We start from the raw sequence: 20,723 nt of genomic DNA on the forward strand, positions 1-20,723 counted from the left end.
CCGCCTCCAGTCAAGTCTAAAGAAGGGGATGTTCCGCTCTGGCCTTCAGGCGTTCCCAGCGTCTGTCCACCTCTGTCTGGATTTCTTCTGCTACCCGGCTGTAGGATTCCTCCGCCAGATGACGTGTCCTGCCCATAAGCTGCAGCCAGTCTGTGACCGGAATCTTCTTCTTCCGTTTCTCCGGATCGTAGTTCAGTGTGGTAATGCCGTTCTCTATCTCATAGAGGGGGAAATAACAGCAGTTCACAGCAGCTTCAATGACCCTTCTCTCCGTGTTCGGTTTATCTCCCCAGTTCAGAGGACAGGCGGACAGTGTCTTTATATATGCTGTGCCGAAACGGGACGCATACTCCCTGGCCTTTGCCGCTTTTTTGATAAAGTCTGCCGGATTGGATTCTGCTGCCGTAGCTGCGTAAGGCAGATTGGCGGCAGCCATGATCATGGGCATATCCTTGTGGAAAAATGTCTTTCCGTACTGCTCTTTTCCAATATGGGACGTGGAACTTTTTGCGCCTTTGGGTGTTGAATAGGACAATTGGTATCCGGTATTCATATATCCCCCGTTGTCATACTCGAAAATGATCAGATGATCATTTCTGAGAGCAGTTCCAAGTGCTGACCCCATGCCGATATCCATACCGCCGTCACCGCTGACCATAACAAAGGTGATCTCCTCATCCGGCAGTTCTCCCCGCTTCCGCCTCTGCCGGAAAGCCTCCACAACTCCTGCCAGCGTGGCGGCGCCGTTCTGGAACAGATTGTGGATATAGGGAACACGGAAAGCGGTCTTTGGATAAGAGGTTGTGACTACCATACCGCAGCCTGTCTGAAACAAAAGCACCACATTTCCCTCAATGCCCTTTAAGAGCAGATTTACATTGACCGGAATGCCGCAGCCGGGGCAGGCGCCGTGTCCGGGAGCCAGACGTTTCGGCATGGCTGTGCTCTCGTTTACTCTTCCTCCCGTCACTTTTATGGTTCCATTCTCCTCCATCCGGCTGGATATATATCCCGGTGATGCATCCTCTTTGCTGATCGGGGCAAAATACTGCTGCACCTGCAGATCTTCCTCTCCGGGATAGACCCCCAGGTAATCAAAAGCTGCTGCCTGTCCGTCCAGACACTGCCGGAAGAGCTCCAGGGCGTCCTGCACATAGAAATCCCTTCCGCCCAGCCCGTAAACGCGGCTTAAAACCCTGGCTTTACTGTTGTGGTCCTTCAGAGCTGCCTTCAGCTCCAGTGTCATGTTGCCTCCTCCGGCACCGTAGCTGTCCTGCCGGTCTGCTGCCAGCACAGTCACTGCGCTTCTGCACAGCTCATACAGTTCCTTCGCAGGGAAAGGCCGCAGGGCGTGAAGGGTCACAACACCCGCCCGTATCCCCTCTTCCCGCATTCGGTCAGCCGCTGTTTTTGCTGTATGATAAGAAGAACCCAGCAGAAATAAGATCACCTCCGCATCCTCATTCCTGTAGCCTTCCGCCAGCGGGTACTTTCTCCCTGACAGGGTTTCATAATCCTCCAGCACCTGGGGGATCACCCTGCGGGCCTGTTCCATAGCAAGGTGGAGCTGGTATTTATTGTTGAGCGTATCCGGTTCATTCATATAGGAGCCAATGGACACCGGATGTTCCAAATCCAGCACGGAGTATTCGGCATCGTAAGCACCGATAAAATCCCCCACGGTTTTGTCATCCTCAAACACGTAGCATTTTTTCTTCTGGTGGCTGGTAAAGAATCCGTCAAAGGCCACGATCACCGGCAGCCTGACCGACTCGGCAATTTTAAGGGCACACAGATTCATATCATAAACCGCCTGTGGAGTATCTGCAAATAAAATGATCCAGCCTGTGTTCAGCGTATACATAATATCACTGTGGTCCCCTTTGATGGACAAGGGGCCTGAGACAGTCCTGCAGGCCACATTGAGTACCATGGGAAAACGGGTACCCGACTGTACCGGAAGCTGTTCCAGCGCGTACAGCAGCCCATTGGCACTGGTAGCATTAAAAACCCTTGCCCCTGCTGCTGACGCGCCGTAGCAGATACCTGCTGCACTGTGCTCTCCCTCCGCTGCGATCAGGGAAATATCATGTTCTCCTTCTGCCTTCATCAAATCCAGGAATTCCGCGATCTGCGTGGACGGGGTGATGGGATAATAGCCCATTACATGGTAATTGATCTGTTTTGCCGCATAAGCCGCCAGTTCATTTCCGCTTTCAAATAATATTTTCTGTCTCTCCATCAAACCAGCCCTCCATCCATTCTCCGCTCTTCCAGATAAGAATCGCTTGTCACCCAGGAATTTGCCCCTGCATCCTCAAATTCCAGATGATCCACGATCAGATCCTTGTTTCTGACAAACCATTTTTTATCCGGGTGTTCTCTCTCAATCCCCTGCACCAGAGCGTTGACAGGGCATACATCCACACACCGCAGGCATCCCTTGCAGTGATGATAGTCAAGACCTTTGTTGACCATTGCCTCTCTGCCCTTGTATTCCCCCTTCACGAACTGAAAGACCATATCAGGGCATGTGGAATCGCACAGGCCGCAGTTGATACATCTGTCCTGGATGAACAGGGGAATGTATCCTTCCCTGGACGCGGAGAGATCATTGGATACCGTACTCCCATAGCGGGTGTTTACGCCTCCGTACGGAGCATTTTTATAGCCCCACCGGTTCTGTACCTCTGTGTAGGGAACCTTTTCATATCTGCCGTCAGGAGAAAAATGTACCTCCTCCGCCGACTCATATCCCCGTTTCACACCCTCCAGATTCCGCTCCAGAAGTGCGGGATACTTCTTTCCCACCGTGTCTCTTACCAGATCATACACCCGTTCCGGCGGTATGAATCCGGCGGCTTTTACAATGGCTCCAAGCATCACCATGTTTACCCGGCTTTTGCTCTCCATGGCGATTTTCAGGGCATCCACTGCATAGACACTGCCTGCGTAAAGCTTCAGATCATCCCTGAGCGTTTCCGGTGACTCCGGGGAATTGATCACAACTTTCGTCTCCTCCAGAACACCTGCTGTGACCGGCAGTTTCCCCGCGAGGGCTTCGTGAAAGAGGCCCAGGATATGGGGCTTTTCCACCGGACTGCTGATGCGGATTTCCCTGTCCGGCGCACACCAGCGGATGAATGCCTTTACCGGTGACCCTCTCTTCTCAGAACCATAGCTGGAAAAACTGGATGCGTTGAGCCCCAGATACGATGCCCCCAATTCTCCCAAAAGCTTTCCGCACAGGTTTGCACCGAGGCCGCCTATACTCTCCAGGCGAATCTCATAGCATCCCTCTTCGTTGACAATGGGCAGATTTATTTTTTCATCCATTTGCATTCTCTCCTTCTTCTCAGTTACCACTTATTATCCATAAAATCACAAAAGTTATACCAAAAGAATGCACGGACCATGTCAAAGGAAACACATAAACATCACGTTCTGTGGGAATGACTATAAGGCATCCGGTCCATCGCGGAGCGATTTTTAATGGCCGGATGCGTAACAGTTCGGCTTGTCCGAACTATTACAGACAAGGAGGTAATAAATTATGAATGAACCGCATTTTTACAGCAGAGAAGGATGCAGCACACTGATCGAAGTCATCTGTGCAGATCCAAAAGCCAGCTTTTCCTGCTGCGGAGAAGAGCTGACGGAATTAACGGCCAACACATCCGAAGGAGCCTCAGAAAAGCATCTTCCGGTTGTGGAGCAGAACGGAAATACGGTCACCGTAAATGTCGGAAGTATTGCCCATCCCATGACAGAGGAACACAGCATCGGCTTTATCTGTCTGGAAACGGAAAAGGGCCTGCAGAGAGTTCGTTTAAAGTCAGACGGCGATCCCAAAGCCTGCTTTGCCCTCACAGAGGGGGACAAACCCGTGGCAGCCTACGCATACTGTAATCTGCACGGATTTTGGAAAACAGAGATCCATTAAAGCGCATCTTAAAAAAGCTTCGGTCCAAAGGGTGTAAAACCTTTTGAACCGGAGCTTTTTTGAAAAATGTTTTCAACAGGCCGTGCATCACTGTCTGCAGGAGTTGCGGCTTAAACCACTTCATCTAAAAACACACCCCGGATAGGACGGATAAACACGGCTTCTGCCGGAAGCTTCCCGGGCACACGGTATCCGAAAAGCCAGGCCGTCAGATCCCGGATGTGGATTTTTATGATCCCGGAGGTGTCTTTTCCGTCTTCTGCCGCAGACATACGTTCAAGAAAAGATGCAGTCCGGTCAAGGGTCCAGCGAAACACTCCCTGATTCTCCGCTAACAGCTCATCCGTTATTTCCAGACAGAAGACCAGACGTTCTGCAGGCGCTTCCTCCACCAGGCGGATCACCTTCACAAAATCAGGCAGGCTCACGATCCTTGCCATAACAGCGGGTCTGGCCCTGCCCTTTTCCCGTAACAGGGGAGGTTCTGCCAGCAGAAGGCGCTGCTCCTGCCCGTCAAGGCCCCATGTCCCCAAAAAACCGGCGGTTTTCCCCTTCTCCTGAATCTCCTCCAAAGTTCCGTTCTCACTTTCCATCTCTTTTACAAGACGCCTCATATATTCCGCATCACGTCTGGTGAAAACTTCATACCTCTTTCCAAGCCACCGTTCCATCCATCTGCCTGCGCTCTCCATAAGTTCCTCTGATGCACCACCGGTGATCTGCCGCACTGCCAGTGTGCTGTCCTGAATCCGCATTGCCGGCAGTTCCCATTCAGGCTGGTCAAAAATAAAAGTAAAACCAAAAGGAAGATAAATCTCTTTTGCCGCGGGCATGAGAAAGGAAAAGGGCATCCCCTCTGCTCTCATATCCGCCAGCGCCCGCTCCATAAGCCTGCGCATATATCCTCTTCGCCGCCCAGCCTCTGCTGTGGCAACGCCTACGATATAATCGCATTTCCACAGCCTGTCCCCTGCATAGACCTCATAGGGATTTCTGTGGAGCATGGAGAGGATTCTGCCGTTTTCCTCAAGAACCAGAATCCGGTTGTCCTTTGTCTTTTCTTCCATATAATAATCCACAAAAGATGCCGAATCCTCCGGGAATGCCTCCTCCCAGAGACTCCTGCACCTTTTTTTCTCAGAACTGTCCAGATACCGCACTTCCATGCCGCACCTCACACTTCTGCCTTGAAATCAATCTGTCTGACTTCATATTTTCTGGCAAATCCCACGGGATTGTAAGACATCTTCGCCTTTCTCAGCCCTTCGATGCCCAGGTCATCCTCGCGGTTTATAAGCTCTGCCTCCGGAAATTCAGCCAGAAGAAACTGCTGGTTAATGAACTGGTACAGTCCGCGTATCTCAGGGTTGGCCTTCTCTATATGAATCACTGCCATATTCTCCAGCGGATTATAGCTGCCAATGGTGAACGCTTCCAATTTGCCGTCAATATAGACACCGCCCATGCGGACCTGGAGATTGGAGCAGTTCTTCAGGATCTCATGTATGCCTTCCACCTCGTAGTCCAGGTGTTCTTCCACTTCCTCCCCCTTCTGCTCTCTCCAGTGGTCCAGGAATTTCCACACATCCCCTCTGTCGGAACAGCAGAGACGGCGGTATTCATACCTGCCCTCATATGCCCTCTTAAATCCGTTGAGATGATTTTTTTTCTTATGCAGCTTCTTTCCGGACAATCTCCTCATAGCATCCCCGTCATACAGATAATCCTTCAAATCCTCCTGCTCTGTCACAAGAAATCTGTCTTTCTGCTCCATAAGCCCAAGAGCCATCACTGCCTCCTCATCGGCAAGATGGATGTATAAAGGTTTCTTCAGCACTGTATTAAAATACTCCACAATCTCACCAAAGTAATGTTCCAGATCTTCCTGACCGCAGATCGGCATAGCTGTCCCTGTAATGCCGTCGTTCTCCATCAGCCACTGAATCGCCCTGCCGTCACTGACTGCAAAACGGACACCGTAAAGTTTGCTCCAGATGAAGCTGTCCAGAAACACGCTGTCACACGTTTTATTCGGCCGCCTGCAAAAAAGAGGGGTGAGTCTGTCTATATCTTCTGCTTCTACCGGTTTAAAATGTAAATCCATTCTGTCCTCCATATCTGAAAATCATAGTATCTGTCCAACAGGCCTGCGCACTTACTGCGCTGACCGTATATGTTTATCTATAACATTTTTTTCAGATTATATACTATATTCAGAAATATGAAAAGGGACTTCGTCACATTTTAATCGTAATGCACCTCCACCGGCATGCCTTTTTCTGCTGATTCCATAATAGCCAAAATGGCGATGGCGGTTCTTCTGGCATCCTCCATGGAGACACGGAACTCTCTGCCGTCCACCAGGCGGTCAATAAAATCGCGGATACTTTCATAGGAAAGTCCCTTGCAGCGGTCAAAGACCCGGTTGGATACCAGGATATCCGGCGTGCTGGCTTTCTCCTCCGTCACCTCCTGGATCAGGTTATGACTGGACAGATCCATATTGATCATGCCTTTTGTGCAGAGAACGCTGAATTTGTAATCATTCACATTAGTATTTCCATTGGGGGTGATCCATCCGTTTTCCATATGGGCGATGCCGCCGTGCTCAAACTCTATGGTGGTCAGGTAGATATCATCGGTATCCACGCCCATTTCCTCCAGGATTCCTTTCCGCTTCACAGCGTAGACACGTTTTACCTCATCCTGGAAGATCCAGCGCAGAGTGTCAAGGCTGTGGCTGCCCAGAAACCAGAGGATTGAGGACCTGGAAGCCCAGGAAAGCATATCGGTCGCCACCCATTTTACATCGCTGTGGCGAATATAGCCTGTGTAAGGTGTTCCCAGTTTTCCCGACTCCACCTCCTGCTTGGCTGTGTTGAAGGGAGGATTCCACCGGTTGTGCAGGTCCACCATGCAGCGCACATGGTTCTCCCGCACGGCCTTGCAGATCCTCTCAATGTCCTCCCTGGTGGTTGCCAGTGGTTTTTCGATCAAAATATCCTTGCCCGCATTTGCCATTGCCACCGCAATGTCCGCATGGGCAAAGTCCGGCGTTACAATGGCTACCGCGTCCACATCCGGGTCTGCTGCCAGACTGTGATAGTCTGTGTACACCTTCCCGATCCCGTATTTATCCGCGATCTCTCTGGCGCGCTCCTCCCTGCTGTCACAGATAGCTACGGGATCAGCGCAGATATGCTCCGCATAGATAGATGCGTGTGTCTGTCCCCAGGTGCCTGCCCCCACAATACCCATTCTGATTTTCTTCAACTCCATAAAAATTCCCTCCTGTAAAAACGATTCTCTCTTACTGCCAGATTGCCTGCAGCTCCTCCAAAAGTGCCTTTACCTCCAGCGGCTTCACCAGATATCCCGTCATTCCCGCCTCATAGGCCTGCGCCTTGTCCTCATCAAACGCATTTGCCGTCATGGCCAGAATCGGGACCATTCCCCCTTTGTGTTTTTCCAGATCCCGTATTCTTCTGCAAGCCTCCAGACCGTTCATGACCGGCATACGGATATCCATCAGTACCGCTGAATAATACCCTTTCGGTGCCTTTTCAAATGCCGCTACAGCCTCAGCACCGTTTTCGGCTGTATCTGTCTGTATTCCATGCATCTCCAGAAGAGACTGGGCGATCTCCCGGTTCAGGTCATTGTCTTCCACCAGAAGAACGCGGCGGTCCCCAAAATCCTGTTTTTCCATCTCCGCTTCCCTGCTCACCCCGCACGCTGTCCCCAGCCTGGAGAACGTATCAAAAATAGTGGAACGGAAAAGTGGCTTTGCGATAAAGAAATTGGCCCCTGCCTGTCTGGCCTCCTCCTCTATGCTGCTCCAGTCGTATGCAGATATGATGATGATCATGGTCTCTGTCCCGGTCAGTGCCCGGATGCGGCGTGTTGTCTCAACACCGTCCATATCCGGCATCCTCCAGTCAATCATGGCCACATCTATGGTCCTTCCCTCTGAAACGGCATCACTGACCTGCTTTACAGCCTCACGGCCGGAAGTCACCCAGATGGAGTGGGCGCCTATCTCCTCCAGAATGGCGGATGTCTGCTCACACACCAGCTCATCGTCATCCACCACCAGAACCTCCACATCTTTCATAAGCTCTCTGGTCTTCCGTCTGTACTCTTCCTCCTCATCGTCCTCCACCAGACCGAGAGGAAGGCATACCGTAAATCTGCTTCCCTCGCCCTTACGGCTCTCCGCCCGGATACTGCCGCCCATAAGCTGGACCAGATTATAGACAATGGAAAGCCCAAGGCCGCTGCCCACATTGTTTCTGGCGCTCTCTGAACTCTCCTGCTCAAAGGGCTGGAAAATGCGCTTCATAAATTCCTCCGACATACCAATGCCGTTATCCTCAACCATAAGGCATACATAGGCATGTCCATTGGTACGTTTTTCCTCCCGGGTACACACAAGGATCTTTCCCCCTGCCGGTGTGAACTTCAGGGCATTGGACAGCAGATTCATAAGTATCTGTTTGATCCTCAGGGCATCCCCCACATAGTAATGTTCAATGGGTTCGATCTGCCGGGCCTCAAAATCTATCATTGCCTCCACAGCCTGGGGATAGATAATGGAGGAGATTTCTTCGTACAGCTCAGCGAAATTAAATTTTCTGCTGTTGATCTCCATTTTTCCGGTCTCTATCCTGGACATATCCAGAATATCGTTAATCAGGGACAGCAGATATCTGGATGAAGCGTCAATTTTCCGGAAACAGTCCTGGACTCTGGGTGTTTCCTCAATTTTCATCTGTCCGATGGTGCTCATGCCGATAATGGCGTTCATGGGAGTTCTGATATCATGGCTCATTCTGGACAGGAAGTCCGATTTGGCGCTGTTTGCCGCTTTGGCTGCTGCCAGTGCATCACGTAAGAGCTGCTCCTGTCTGGCCTGCTCTGCTCTCTGGCTGTCAAGCACCTTCACCAGCTCTATGGCCAGTACATCTGTCCCTACAGGATTGTCCACGCAGATAAGCTGTATGGATATCCAGTGGTATTTTCCGTCGTGGCCCTTTTCCTGCATTTCCATGTAAAGCTCCCGCTCGCCGTTTTTAAACCGTTTCAGAACGGATTCCCTTCCGGAAAATTTCTCAAAATCTTCTCTGTAAGAGGGATAGATATCCTCCAGCGTCCGTTTCTGCATCTCTTCATAATTCCCGGTCCTGGCAAACGGGCAGTACTGTTCCTCAATAAAACAGTTGTAAGTATTCTTGGTCAGGTTAACACTCATGATCAGAGGATATGCCGTGCAGGTAGCTGCCCGCAGGGACTGGTTTTCAATTCTCTGCTCCAGCTCCTGCGCTGCCTGCAGAAGATGCATCCGCGTAATATCCGTAAAGATAGCCTGCACAACATCCACGCCGTCCGCATTGACCAGACGTTCCATGATCACACTGATCCATATAGGCGCCCCGTCTTTTCTTCTTGCCTGTCTTGTGTAGGTCACGGTACCGCCCCCCACACGCAGGCTGAGGATCTTCTTTTCTATTTTCTTCCTCTCGTCTTCCAGAACCATCAGAAGCGGACTATAGTATTTTTCTCTGTACTCCTTCTCAGATTCATAGCCGTAAGATTCCCAGACTCTCCGGTTGACATTGACGATGCGGTACGGCGGCTCCGGTTCAAACTGCAGAATACCGCAGGGTATGGAATCATAAAGCTGCATGAGAAAACGTGTCTGCCGGGCAGCTTCTCTTCCCGCCAGTTCAGCCTGGAGTTCTCTCTCCTTCTTCTCTGATATATCCGCGATGAAGCAGTAGATCACTTCCTCCCCGTCCTCATCCCACACACGTTTCCCCATGTCCGATGCCCAGAACCAGCTTCCGTCCTTTTTCATGACACGGTATTCCACATAATAGAGATCACTCTTTGCCAGACTTTCTTCTGCCATCCTCCTCATACCGCTGTAATCTTCCGGCAGTATAAAGCCCCTGCAGCAGTTTTTAGTACACTCGCTGAATTCCTCAGGCCCCACATAGCCCATGAGACTGCACAAATTATCACTGATCCACTTGGCAGAATACACCTCATCCCTGCGGCAGATCATCATTCCGCCGGGAAGCTGAGACAGCATCAGCTCTATCTGCCTGTCCTTATCCGCCAGCTTTTCTTCCAGCTTTCTGTAAGCATCCCTGCCCGCCTGAACCGGAAACAGCTCTCCCTCCTGGATATCTGAAAAATCCACGGAATTATGGATATGAACCGTCTTCAGCTCATCCCCCACTAACCGGAAGATAAATGTAATCCTCTGATGCGTCTTAAAATACAGCCCGGTATCCTCTCCCGGCTGAATCCAGCTGTCCCCCTCACAGAGAAAGCAATCCCCGGAAAGCGCCCTTGTCACATACCGCTCCCCGTACATATAACAGCGCGCCAGATCTTCCCTGCCCTCCAGAAAACAGGCTGCCACAGCCTCCTTCCCCTCTGCCCGCTGCTGCGGCCCGGCCCCCAGCCAGACAATATCGTCATCAAACGTAGATATCAGAAACTCCACATCCGACTCACAAAAATATCTTCTCAAAATCAGCGAAGCAAACCCCTCTACTCTCTCCTGCATCTCATCATACATACGATTATCTCCTTACAAACCGTCACCCCGGCCGTTCCCATTTCCCTAATGATACTATTGTATCATTTAATCCGGCAGGATTCCATAAAAAATCCCTCCCATCCTCCATATTTAAGAAACTCAAAAAAATCCCTCCTCTTCTCATCTCACTTACCGCCCTATAAAACCAGGTGAAAGGGGTACGGCAGAAGGCGGCTGGCAGAGGGGCCCAAAAAAGAGGCCCCTCCGGTCCCCCAGAGTAAGCCTCTTCCCTCTATTTTTCAAACAAAAATCTCTCCGGCAGCTCCACCTTAAAATCCACCGCCAAATCCCTGAAATTCTCCGCAGTGATCGTCTGCAGCTTATCCGGCCTCATAGACAGCATCTTCACCAGAATCTCCGCCGACTTTTCAACTGTATGCATCAGCCCAAAAGTCAGATCAAAATCCTCCCCTGAGCAAAACATCCCATGGTGCGCCCAAACAGCCACATCATACTTTTTCATCAGTTCGCTGGTAGCAACCGCTATCTCTCTTCCGCCCGGTACCATCCAGCCCACAACGCCGATTCCATCCGGGAATACCACAGGACACTCGGTTGCCATTTCCCACAGCTCCCTGGTAAACACTTCATCCTTCAACGGCAGAACAAATGTAAGTGCGATCACATTTGTAGTATGCGCATGGTAGATCACCCTGTGCTTCCCGCCGGTCGCCTGCATCTTTACCTCATGATTCATCAGATGGGACGGCAGTTCACTGGTAGGTCTTCCCCCGTTCACCAGCCCCCAGCAGATGCGGTAATTTTCACCCTTGTCATCCAGCTCGATCACGGCAATAGAATCCTCCGGGTCGCTCATAACATTGCGGAAGTACTTCCCGCTCCCTGTCACCAGAAAATACTCCCCGGCCAGTGCGGGAACCGCTGTCCCGATCTCCTTCCACTCTCCATCCTCTGACAGCTCTTCCCTTATGGACTCTGCTTCCTCTTTTTTTATACGGTAAGTCAGATTTCCGCCGTTTCTCTCATGCCATCCCTGGTTCCAGCCGTCATCTGCCATTCTCATAAAGCCCTGTACAAATTTTGCTTCTAATACTCTCATTTTTCCTGTTCCTTTCTTTCTCCTCTGCGGATAACCATGCCTTTTGCCGGACATGTTTCCCTGCAGCCGCTGCGGTCTGCTATGCGCGTTTGCTGAGCACCTCATTTTCATACTGCTGCACTTCTTTAAACCAGTCCTCTTTTTCCGGAACGCTGCACTGTCCGCAGAAATAATTCCAGACATCCCCAAACGGATACAGCTTCAGCTCTTCCTGGAGCATCATAAGCTCTGTGAATTCACCGTTATTCTGCAGTTCTTTCAGCTTATCATTGGGCTGGAGCAGTGCAAACAGAAACGCTTTCTGCATATTCCGCATTCCCACTACCCATGCACTGATACGGTTGATACTGGCGTCAAAGAAATCCAGTCCTAAAAATACGCGGTCAAGCGCATCATTCCTCACGATCTCTTTTGCGATCTCTTTTGTCTCATCGTCAAACAGCACTACATGGTCAGAATCCCAGCGCACCGGCCTTGTCACATGAAGGGCAAGCTTCTCATTAAATAAAAGCATGGCCGGAATCTTATCGGAAACCACTTCTGTGGGATGATAATGCCCGTTGTCCATCAGACTTAAGATCCCATTGTTGGCTGCATAATTGATGCAGAACTCACTGGACCCCACCGTATAGGATTCCATACCGATGCCGAACACCTTGGATTCCAGGCATACATAGACCTTTGACCTGTCATAGTCAATGGATAAGATCTGGTCCAGAGAATCCTTAAATCTGGCCCTGGGAGACAGACGGTCAGCCGGTACGTCCTTATAGCCGTCCGGAATCCAGATATTCATCACGCAGGGCTGGCCCAGTTCCTCTGCAAAATACTGGGAAATGCGGATGCAGGCCTGTCCGTGGCGGATCCAGAACTGGCGGATCTCCTCATCCGGGCTTGAAAGTGTAAAGCTCTCTGCCTTCTCATGGGAGAAAAATGTGGGATTGAAGTCAAGTCCCATGCCTCTTTCTTTTGCAAACTCCACCCATTTCCGAAAATGTTTTGGCTCCAGGGCATCCCTGTCCACGAACTCCCCATCCTCAAAGACAGCGTAATTGGCATGCAGATTCAGCTTGTGCTTTCCCGGGATCAGGCTCAGTGCCTTGTCAATGTCATCCATAAGTTCCTGGGGTGTAGCTGCCTTTCCCGGGTAGTTGCCTGTTGTCTGGATACCGCCGGATAATGGCCCTTCATGGTCAAATCCCTGCACATCATCCCCCTGCCAGCAATGCATGGAAATGTGGATGTTCTTCAGTGTCTCCACTGCCCTGTCTGTATCAACTCCTATATTTTTATAAATCTCTCTGGCGGATTCATATCTCTGTTCTGTCGTCATATTGTTTTCCTCCTGACTTTCCTGTTATTTTTAAAATACTGTTTTCACGGCTCATATATTTTCATCTCAAAAGAATCATAGACACACTGTCTGGCTGCTTTTAAATCTGCCAGAACTCCCTTTGCCATCATCTGCACCATCAGGTTGCCGATAGCAGTTGCCTCCGTAGGACCTGCCAGTACCGTTTTTCCGGTGCTGGCTGCAGTGAGCCGGTTCAGATACCCGGCATTGGCACCGCCGCCTACCACGTGGAGCTTCTTATAATGCACCCCTGTCATTTCCTCTATCTCCCTCACGGTTTTTCCGTAACACTGCGCAAGGCTTCTGTAAATGACACACGCAAGCTGTCCCGGTGTCTTCGGAATCTGCTGTCCCGTCTCCTCACAGTATTCCTGTACGGCCTTGATCATAGATTCCGGTGCCAGAAAACGGCTGTCGTTGCAGTCCACCAGGGAGGAAATCGTCTCCCCGGATGCCATTTCGCACAGCCCGGCAAAGGAATAGGCGTCCTGCAGTTCTTTTTTGAGAGACTGGATCATCCACAGCCCCATGATATTTTTCAGATAACGGAACCTGTGATCATAGCCGCCCTCATTGGTAAAATTCAGCCCTCGGCTTTTCTCCGAACAGTCCGCTTCCTTTCGCTCCACTCCCATCAAGGACCAGGTGCCTGAGCTTATGTACAAAGTTTTATCCTCATTGGAAGGCACAGCCAGAACTGCGGACCCCGTATCATGGGTAGCGGGCAGAATGACCTGACAGTCAAATCCCACTTCCCTTTGTATCTCCTCCGTAAAATTCCCCAGTACCGTGCCCGGCTTTACCACAGGCTGAAAAATCCGCCGGGGATATCCCAGCATATCAATCAGCTCAAAATCCCAGTCCTTTGTCTTTGGACTCACAAGCTGGGTTGTGGTGGCATTGGTGTACTCAGACGCCTTTCTGCCTGTGAGCAGAAACTGGAAATAGTCGGGCACCAGGAGCATGGCAGATGCCTTTTCCAGACATTCCGGATGTTTTTTCTTCACAGCCATGAGCTGATAGATCGTGTTAAAGATCTGTTTCTGGATTCCTGTCCTTCCATACAGCTCCTGCTCCGGAAGTACCTCATAGACAAGCCTGTCCATGCCCTCTGTCCTTTTATCCCGGTATCCCACTGCGTTTCCCAGAACCTTGTCCGTATCATCTAAAAGCACAAAGTCCACAGCCCAGGTGTCGATTCCCATACTCACAGGTATCTTCCCGGCCTCCCTGCATTTTTTAAGTCCTGTCTTGATTTCCTCAAATAACTGATCCAGGTCCCAGCAGGCTTCCCCGTCCTTCACGGTGAGCCCGTTATAGAAACGGTGCATTTCCTCCATCACCATACGTCCCTGCTCCATATGGCCCAGAATGTGGCGTCCGCTGGACGCCCCGATGTCCACCGCCAGATAATATTCTGTCATCCTTTCCGACCTCCTTATGCTCCCATTTTATCGGAAATAACACAAAAGAAAAAGTACACGGTTTGCATAATTTTATAACCTTATTTGCAGTCTGCGGATTGCATTTTTTTCTCCTGCATATTACTATAGATACAGAAGGATTCCATAGGAGGGAGGAAGGCCATGAACCAGGAATTGTTAAAAGAACTGAAAAAGATAACACCGGAGGAGCAGGCACTGCTCAACGGGCAGAAGGGAATCAATCCCTCCCTCTACAATCTTGAGCATTCCATGACCATTGACAATAAAAAGCTGCTGGAGCACGGGAAACTGCTGCAGATCCGCCCTCATACCCGCTTTGTCCATTTCCCGAAACATAACCACAATTACGTGGAGATGATCTATATGTGTTCCGGCAGCACCCGCCACCTGATAAACGGCTCGGAGGTTCTTCTCGGCACCGGGGAACTGCTCTTTTTAAGTCAGACTGCCACCCAGGAAATATTTCCTGCAGGATATGACGACATTGCCGTCAATTTTATCATACTGCCTGAGTTCTTCGGCCAGCCTCTTGATATGATCGGTACGGAGGATAATATGCTGCGGACATTCATCATCGAATGCCTGAAAAACGGCAGCCAGAATGTCCATTATCTCCACTTTAAGGTGGCAGATATTCTGCCTATCCAGAACCTTGTGGAAAATCTTATCTGGACCCTGCACAACAAGCAGCCCAACAAAAGAAGCTCCAACCAGGTCACCATGGGTCTGCTCTTTCTGCAGCTCATGAACTATATCGACAAAGCGGAGATCGGACGGGAGAATTATGAACAGGAACTGCTGCTCACTGTCTTTCAGTATATCGAGGAACATTACAGCGATGGGGAATTGTCTGAGCTTGCACAGGAACTGGGCTATGACCTCTACTGGCTCAGCCGTATCATCAAGCGCCATACAGGAAAAAATTACAAGGACCTGCTCCAGGAAAAGCGGCTGAACCAGGCAGCCTATCTGCTCCAGAACACATCCCTGTCCGTGACGGATATCGGTCTGAATGTGGGATACCACAACTTCAGCTATTTCTATAAGATATTTAAGGCCCGCTTCGGCATGTCTCCCCGCTGCTACCGTCTTTCCAGGGAACCGGAATCCCGCTGAGTTTCCTGCACCGGGCAGAACAGTCAAAAAGGCGCATCTCCCGGCGTCCGTTCAAACGCCGGTGCAGATGCACCTTTCTACTTTACTCTCTTATAGAGCGCTTTCATCTTATCTTTTGCCCTGCTCAGTCCCTCCATCAGAAGGGGGCTGAAGCAGCCGCATTCCCCGTTGCGTATCATCTTATATGCAGTCTCATGGGAATATGCCTTTTTGTATACACGGTCGCTGACTAAAGCGTCATAGACATCCGCTACAGATACTACCTGCGCCTGGATGGATATCTCATTTTCTTTCAGCCCGTCCGGATATCCCCGTCCGTCCCACCTCTCATGGTGATGCCGGCAGATATCATACGCGTATTTGTACACAGGGTTCTCACGGAACCGTGGTACACTGTCCAGAAGCTCGCATCCCCGTATGGTATGCGTCTTCATGATCTCAAATTCTTCTGCTGTAAGCCTGCCCGGTTTATTGAGAATTCCGTCGGGAATGGCTATTTTGCCCACATCGTGCATGACTGCAGCATCTGCTATCATCGGCAGGTCATTCTCCTCAATACTGCAGGAGGGGTCCAGATCCTTGATAACATGCAGGAGAATCAGTGTCAGATCCCGGATTCTTGTAACATGCTCGCCGGATTCACAGTCCCGGAACTCAATCGCTGTGGAAAGTGTCTCGATGATAGAGCTGTTCAGTTCCCGAATCTCCTGGGCCTGTTCCCGGAGCAGGGCTTCCTGCTCATTCACAATGTTATTGAGCCGTATCACATTACCGATCCTTCGGCGGATAAAGAAGGGAATGATTGGTTTTCCGATAATATCCACAACGCCCAGCTCATACCCTCTTTTCAATACTTCCTGAGAGTTCTCTGCAGTTATCAGAAAGACAGGGATCTTATGCGTAAGCTCCAGCTTCTGCATCTCTTCCAGCACTTCAAATCCATCCATAACAGGCATAATTACGTCAAGCAGTATGGCGGCAAGCCTGTCCTGCTGCTCCATGATAAGCTCCATGGCCTGCTTTCCGTTCTCAGCTTCTAAGATTCTGTAGTCTTCCGAAAAGGTGGCATCCAAAATCGCACGGTTCATTTCCACATCATCTACGATCAGAATTGTCTGTCTGCTGTTCATAAACGCCCCAATGCCTCCTCCCGAAAACCTTCAGAAGAACTCCCACATCTATTGTCCATCGTGCATTAATCCTTTCATACACTTTTTCCTTGGTAAATCCTTCACTTCTATCAGTTTAACTTCTCTTGCTGAAAACTGTCAAGCGCTATATCCTATAATATAAAAAATTCAGTATGTTATCCGATTACTGTGCAAACGCGAAACGCACTGCCGGATACCAGCGGACAGCAGCCGTTATCTGTAATCACCAAGGAAAAACAGAGCTACGGTACCGGGGCCGGCATGGGCACCGATGGTAGCGCCTATGGGGTTCATCATAACGTGGGTTATGCCGAATTTCTCTTCCACAAGCTTTGCCACATACGCGGCGTCTTCCTCACAGTCCCCGTGACTGATCATGATCATCTCATTCTTGCTTTGGTAAGCGCCGACCCGCTCCTCCATCATGGAGACCAGCGTTGCCAGGGATTTCTTCCGGCCTCTCACCTTTCCCACAGGTATCAGCTTGCCCTCATTATCCACGTGGAGCATGGGCTTGATATTTGCCAGTGTCCCCAGAACTGCTGTGGCTTTGGAGACACGTCCGCCCCGGTAGAGATGATTCAGGTCATCCACAGTGAAGACGTGGCAGGTATGAAGAATGTTCTCCCTAACCCACTGTACTACTTCCTCCATGGACCTGCCCTCTGCCTTCATCTTCGCGGCATACCATACAAGCAGGCCTTCCCCCATGGACGCAGCCAGGGTGTCGATCACCTCTATCCTTCTGTCCGGGTAAGACTCCCTGAGCTCCTCCGCGGCAACACGACAGCTGTTGTATGTTCCGCTGAGGCCGGATGAGAACGCCAGATATAAAACATCCTTCCCCTCTTTGAGCACCGACTCAAAAATCTCCTCCGCCGCTGTGGGGTTTACCTGGGATGTGGTGGGCATGGAACCTGCTCTCATGCGCCTGTAAAATTCTTTATCGTCAATGACATGTTCCTTATCATATATTTCCCCATCCATGTTGCAGGACAGGCAGAGATAATCCACCTGGTTTTCCTGAAACCATGACAAGGGCATATCCACTGTATTATCTGTCATAATTACATATTCACTCATACGCTGTCTCCCTCTCTTTCCGTTTTAAACAGTTTACCACGGATTGCCCGTCTCTTCAACTGCATTTCCCCTACATTCCCCTGACCACCTCTATGGCTTTCTGAAGCTGGTTATCCTCAGACTTCTCTATGGTAACCTGCTGGCGGAGACTGTCATCCAGCTCTGCCTCCACATCCGGCTCAATCCCCGTTCCGTGGATATTCCGCCCGTTTGGGGTGTAGTATTTGGCGATGGTGAGTTTTACCGCGCTTCCGTCTGTAAGGGGAATGGGCATCTGTACGATTCCCTTTCCGTAAGTGGTGGTTCCCACCAGCTTGCCGATCCCATAATCCTGCACTGCACCTGAGAAAATTTCTGACGCACTGGCACTGTTTTCATTCACGAGAACCGCCAGGGGGATCTGCAGTTCATTTTCCCCGTCGCAGGTGTATTCTTTTTTGTTCCCGTTCTTATCTTCCGTATACACGATCAGGCCCTTGGGCAGAATCTGCTCCAGAATATCACACACGGAGAGCAAAAGTCCGCCGGGATTATCGCGCAGATCCACGATCAGGCGTTCCATCCCCTGGCTCTGCAGGTCCTGAAAAGCAGACTCATACTGGGCAGTTGTCACCTCCGCAAATTCGTAGATCTGGATATATCCGATATGGTCCTCCAGCATCTCATGCTCCACCATGGGAACCTCCACATGCTCCAGAGGGATATCCAGGCTCAGATAATCACTCTCCCCCTCCCTGGCGATCTCCAGGTGGGCTGTTTTATCCTCTGAACCCTTGATGATCTTCACCACCTCTGTCAGTTCCTTGTCCATGACAGCCTCCCCGTTTACCTTATAGATCACATCCCCGGGCAGAAGCCCCGCCTTAGCTCCCGGCGCGCCCTCATAACATCTGGTGATGGTTACGATTCCCGTTCTCGCATCCTGCTGCAGCACCACTCCCACGCCAAGGTACTCACCGTCTGTGCTCTCATTCAGCTTAGCGTACTCCTCTGAGGTGTAATATCCGGAATAGGGGTCCCCGAGACCTGCCACCAGACCTTTGTACAGATAATCCTCCAGTTCCTCCTCGTCTATATCCTCCAGATAATATTCATCTATGATCCCCTCGATCACCTTTGCCTTCTTCACTGTGGAGGCATTCAGCACACCCTTCTGATCCTGCTGCCACAGGTATCCCAGCACACCGCCTCCCATCAAAACCGTGCAGAGAACACCCAGCAGAAACCCTTTGATATATTTCTTTCTGTCCACTTTTCCAGTTCCTTTCCTGTAATCTATTATAAAATAAAAAAGAAGACACTGCCAAACAGCCCTCCCGCACGGCGGGAGGCAGCATCCATTTGGCAGCATCTCTTCTGTACTTTATCATTTATACCCTTAAATGTTTCCTTACGGATATCATACTTCCAATGAAACCGATACCGATACCAAGACCCACACCTACCGGAAGCAGAATGCGGAATACATGGGATACATCCAAAAACTGCAGGAATCCTGACAAAAGATGGAATTTTGTCATAACGAATTCGATCACCTTATTGTAGAGCACATAAAGGATTCCCATAGGAATGGCCGCGCCCACAATACCCAGCAGGATACCTTCGATGACGAACGGTGCCCTTACAAAGAAGTCCGTGGCTCCGATCAGCTTCATGATCCCAATCTCTTCCTGCCGCACGGAAATACCCATGGTGATGGTATTGCTGATCAGGAAGAACGCAACTGCCAGCAGTATGAATACAATGGCCAGGGACACGTATCCGATCAATTTATTAAATGTGGACAGTGTCTTCTCCGCTGACTGTGACTGACTGACACTGCGCACACCGTCCAGAGACTGGATATACTCTACAAGCTGGCTCTGTTCCTCAACGTTTTTCAGATACACCTGATAGTTCGCTGAGTTGGCAAGAGGATTATCCTGATTTCTGAATCCCTCTGCCAGCGCCTCGTCACCGCCCAGATAGTCATCACGGAACTCTTCCCACGCCTGGTCGGCAGAGATGTATTTTACTTCCGCAACCTCTTCCCGGGCCTGTATCTTCTGGCCGATCTCATCGATCTGCTCCTGTTTTGTTCCCTCGTTAAAATATACAACAACCGCTACGCCTTCCTCCGCTGTGTGGACGATATATCTGAAGTTCATAACCAGTGCAAGAAACAGTCCAAACAGGAATATACATGCGGACATGGTGGCAATAGAAGCAAGGGAGAATCTTAAATTTCTCCAGATGTTCTTCACACCCTGTTTTAATATGTATGCTATTGTACTAATTCTCATACTGATATCCACCTTCTTGTTCGTCGCTTACAATGACGCCTTTCTTCATGGTAATCACTCGCTTCTTGAATGCGTTTACGATTTCCCTGTTGTGTGTAACGACAAGAACGGTTGTACCGCGCTCGTTGATCTCTTCCAGCAGTTTCATGATCTCAAAAGAGTTCTTAGGGTCCAGGTTACCTGTCGGCTCATCCGCAAGCAGGATGCTTGGACGGTTTACCAGTGCCCTTGCCAGGGCAACCCTCTGCTGCTCACCGCCGGATAACTGGTCCGGACGTGATTTGTATTTTTCAGCCAGGCCCACTAAGGTGAGGACCTCAGGCACGCGCTTTTTGATGACACGTGTGGGACGCTCAATGACCCGCTGTGCAAATGCTACATTTTCATAAACATTCCTGTCACGAAGCAGACGGAAATCCTGGAATACAACACCGACTCCCCTGCGGTATTTCGCCACTTTTCTCCGTCTTAACTTGTCCAGGCGCTGTCCGTTTACCGTAATGGTTCCGCTTGTGGGGTCCAGTTCCTTCAACAGCAGCTTTATCAGAGTGGATTTACCTGAACCGCTGTTGCCCACGATAAAAACAAATTCACCCTTCTCTACGTGAAGCGACACATTGTTAAGCGCCGGCTGGCCCTTACTGTATGCTTTACTCACGCCCTTTAAATCAATCATAAA

The 20,723-nt window shown here is 50.3% G+C and carries 16 protein-coding genes; 2 read left to right on the top strand and 14 right to left on the bottom strand.

The genetic code is table 11. The features are described from left to right. Positions 1-16: 16 nt before the first annotated feature. Complete coding sequence (locus MUB35_RS07320; RefSeq protein ID WP_244805960.1) at positions 17-2,242, bottom strand: thiamine pyrophosphate-dependent enzyme; 2,226 nt, start codon at positions 2,240-2,242, stop codon at positions 17-19. Further along, on the bottom strand, positions 2,242-3,336 hold the full coding sequence (locus MUB35_RS07325) for a 2-oxoacid:acceptor oxidoreductase family protein (protein ID WP_103731693.1): 1,095 nt from the start codon (positions 3,334-3,336) through the stop codon (positions 2,242-2,244). Before MUB35_RS07325 ends, MUB35_RS07320 begins: the two co-directional genes overlap by 1 nt. 217 nt (positions 3,337-3,553) lie before the next feature. Between MUB35_RS07325 and MUB35_RS07330 the strand changes: the two genes are divergently transcribed. Then, positions 3,554-3,943, top strand: a complete 390-nt coding sequence (locus tag MUB35_RS07330; protein WP_033142327.1) for a desulfoferrodoxin family protein — start codon at positions 3,554-3,556, stop codon at positions 3,941-3,943. A gap of 110 nt (positions 3,944-4,053) precedes the next feature. Here MUB35_RS07330 and MUB35_RS07335 read toward each other — a convergent pair whose 3' ends face one another. The 7 genes from MUB35_RS07335 to rhaB form a co-directional block, all read right to left on the bottom strand. Continuing rightward, a complete protein-coding gene (locus MUB35_RS07335; protein WP_244805961.1) occupies positions 4,054-5,109 on the bottom strand; it encodes a GNAT family N-acetyltransferase in 1,056 nt (351 codons plus the stop codon). 8 nt (positions 5,110-5,117) lie between these two features. Further along, complete coding sequence (locus MUB35_RS07340; protein ID WP_244805962.1) at positions 5,118-6,047, bottom strand: DUF2156 domain-containing protein; 930 nt, start codon at positions 6,045-6,047, stop codon at positions 5,118-5,120. Positions 6,048-6,187: 140 nt separating this feature from the next. Next, a complete protein-coding gene (locus MUB35_RS07345) occupies positions 6,188-7,222 on the bottom strand; it encodes a Gfo/Idh/MocA family protein (protein ID WP_033142324.1) in 1,035 nt (344 codons plus the stop codon). A 31-nt stretch (positions 7,223-7,253) separates the two neighbouring features. Further along, positions 7,254-10,532, bottom strand: a complete 3,279-nt coding sequence (locus MUB35_RS07350) for a response regulator (RefSeq protein ID WP_244805963.1) — start codon at positions 10,530-10,532, stop codon at positions 7,254-7,256. 253 nt (positions 10,533-10,785) lie between these two features. Further along, positions 10,786-11,613, bottom strand: coding sequence for a rhamnulose-1-phosphate aldolase (gene rhaD / locus MUB35_RS07355; protein ID WP_103731696.1), 828 nt, complete (start codon positions 11,611-11,613; stop codon positions 10,786-10,788). Between the two features lie 79 nt (positions 11,614-11,692). Then, on the bottom strand, positions 11,693-12,946 hold the full coding sequence (locus tag MUB35_RS07360) for an L-rhamnose isomerase (RefSeq protein ID WP_033142322.1): 1,254 nt from the start codon (positions 12,944-12,946) through the stop codon (positions 11,693-11,695). A gap of 44 nt (positions 12,947-12,990) precedes the next feature. Then, positions 12,991-14,391, bottom strand: a complete 1,401-nt coding sequence (gene rhaB, locus MUB35_RS07365) for a rhamnulokinase (protein ID WP_244805964.1) — start codon at positions 14,389-14,391, stop codon at positions 12,991-12,993. Between the two features lie 162 nt (positions 14,392-14,553). On the opposite strand from rhaB, the gene MUB35_RS07370 reads away from it, so the two are divergent. Next, on the top strand, positions 14,554-15,528 hold the full coding sequence (locus MUB35_RS07370; RefSeq protein ID WP_103732494.1) for an AraC family transcriptional regulator: 975 nt from the start codon (positions 14,554-14,556) through the stop codon (positions 15,526-15,528). Between the two features lie 77 nt (positions 15,529-15,605). Here MUB35_RS07370 and MUB35_RS07375 read toward each other — a convergent pair whose 3' ends face one another. The 5 genes from MUB35_RS07375 to ftsE all read right to left on the bottom strand — a co-directional run bounded on the left by MUB35_RS07375 (position 15,606) and on the right by ftsE (position 20,720). After that, on the bottom strand, positions 15,606-16,658 hold the full coding sequence (locus MUB35_RS07375) for an HD-GYP domain-containing protein (RefSeq protein ID WP_244805965.1): 1,053 nt from the start codon (positions 16,656-16,658) through the stop codon (positions 15,606-15,608). A 234-nt stretch (positions 16,659-16,892) separates the two neighbouring features. Then, on the bottom strand, positions 16,893-17,762 hold the full coding sequence (locus MUB35_RS07380; protein ID WP_148392662.1) for a DegV family protein: 870 nt from the start codon (positions 17,760-17,762) through the stop codon (positions 16,893-16,895). A 70-nt stretch (positions 17,763-17,832) separates the two neighbouring features. Beyond that, positions 17,833-19,014, bottom strand: a complete 1,182-nt coding sequence (locus MUB35_RS07385; protein WP_244805966.1) for a S41 family peptidase — start codon at positions 19,012-19,014, stop codon at positions 17,833-17,835. A gap of 118 nt (positions 19,015-19,132) precedes the next feature. Beyond that, positions 19,133-20,044, bottom strand: coding sequence for a permease-like cell division protein FtsX (gene ftsX, locus MUB35_RS07390; protein ID WP_033142317.1), 912 nt, complete (start codon positions 20,042-20,044; stop codon positions 19,133-19,135). After that, a complete protein-coding gene (gene ftsE, locus MUB35_RS07395) occupies positions 20,034-20,720 on the bottom strand; it encodes a cell division ATP-binding protein FtsE (protein WP_033142316.1) in 687 nt (228 codons plus the stop codon). The genes ftsX and ftsE overlap by 11 nt, the downstream gene beginning before the upstream one ends. Positions 20,721-20,723 lie beyond the last annotated feature (3 nt).

It is taken from the genome of Blautia sp. NSJ-175, assembly GCF_022867815.1.
GTDB lineage: Bacteria > Bacillota > Clostridia > Lachnospirales > Lachnospiraceae > Blautia > Blautia celeris.

What these genes read in the sequence shown, in the direction of transcription:
- MUB35_RS07345 (WP_033142324.1), bottom strand. Translation starts at nt 7,222, where the DNA reads ATGGAGTTGAAGAAAATCAGAATGGGTATTGTGGGGGCAGGCACCTGG.
- ftsE (WP_033142316.1), bottom strand. Translation starts at nt 20,720, where the DNA reads ATGATTGATTTAAAGGGCGTGAGTAAAGCATACAGTAAGGGCCAGCCG.
- MUB35_RS07330 (WP_033142327.1), top strand. Translation starts at nt 3,554, where the DNA reads ATGAATGAACCGCATTTTTACAGCAGAGAAGGATGCAGCACACTGATC.
- MUB35_RS07325 (WP_103731693.1), bottom strand. Translation starts at nt 3,336, where the DNA reads ATGGATGAAAAAATAAATCTGCCCATTGTCAACGAAGAGGGATGCTAT.
- MUB35_RS07320 (WP_244805960.1), bottom strand. Translation starts at nt 2,242, where the DNA reads ATGGAGAGACAGAAAATATTATTTGAAAGCGGAAATGAACTGGCGGCT.
- rhaB (WP_244805964.1), bottom strand. Translation starts at nt 14,391, where the DNA reads ATGACAGAATATTATCTGGCGGTGGACATCGGGGCGTCCAGCGGACGC.
- MUB35_RS07360 (WP_033142322.1), bottom strand. Translation starts at nt 12,946, where the DNA reads ATGACGACAGAACAGAGATATGAATCCGCCAGAGAGATTTATAAAAAT.
- MUB35_RS07335 (WP_244805961.1), bottom strand. Translation starts at nt 5,109, where the DNA reads ATGGAAGTGCGGTATCTGGACAGTTCTGAGAAAAAAAGGTGCAGGAGT.
- MUB35_RS07370 (WP_103732494.1), top strand. Translation starts at nt 14,554, where the DNA reads ATGAACCAGGAATTGTTAAAAGAACTGAAAAAGATAACACCGGAGGAG.
- ftsX (WP_033142317.1), bottom strand. Translation starts at nt 20,044, where the DNA reads ATGAGAATTAGTACAATAGCATACATATTAAAACAGGGTGTGAAGAAC.
- MUB35_RS07380 (WP_148392662.1), bottom strand. Translation starts at nt 17,762, where the DNA reads ATGAGTGAATATGTAATTATGACAGATAATACAGTGGATATGCCCTTG.
- MUB35_RS07375 (WP_244805965.1), bottom strand. Translation starts at nt 16,658, where the DNA reads ATGAACAGCAGACAGACAATTCTGATCGTAGATGATGTGGAAATGAAC.
- rhaD (WP_103731696.1), bottom strand. Translation starts at nt 11,613, where the DNA reads ATGAGAGTATTAGAAGCAAAATTTGTACAGGGCTTTATGAGAATGGCA.
- MUB35_RS07340 (WP_244805962.1), bottom strand. Translation starts at nt 6,047, where the DNA reads ATGGATTTACATTTTAAACCGGTAGAAGCAGAAGATATAGACAGACTC.
- MUB35_RS07350 (WP_244805963.1), bottom strand. Translation starts at nt 10,532, where the DNA reads ATGTATGATGAGATGCAGGAGAGAGTAGAGGGGTTTGCTTCGCTGATT.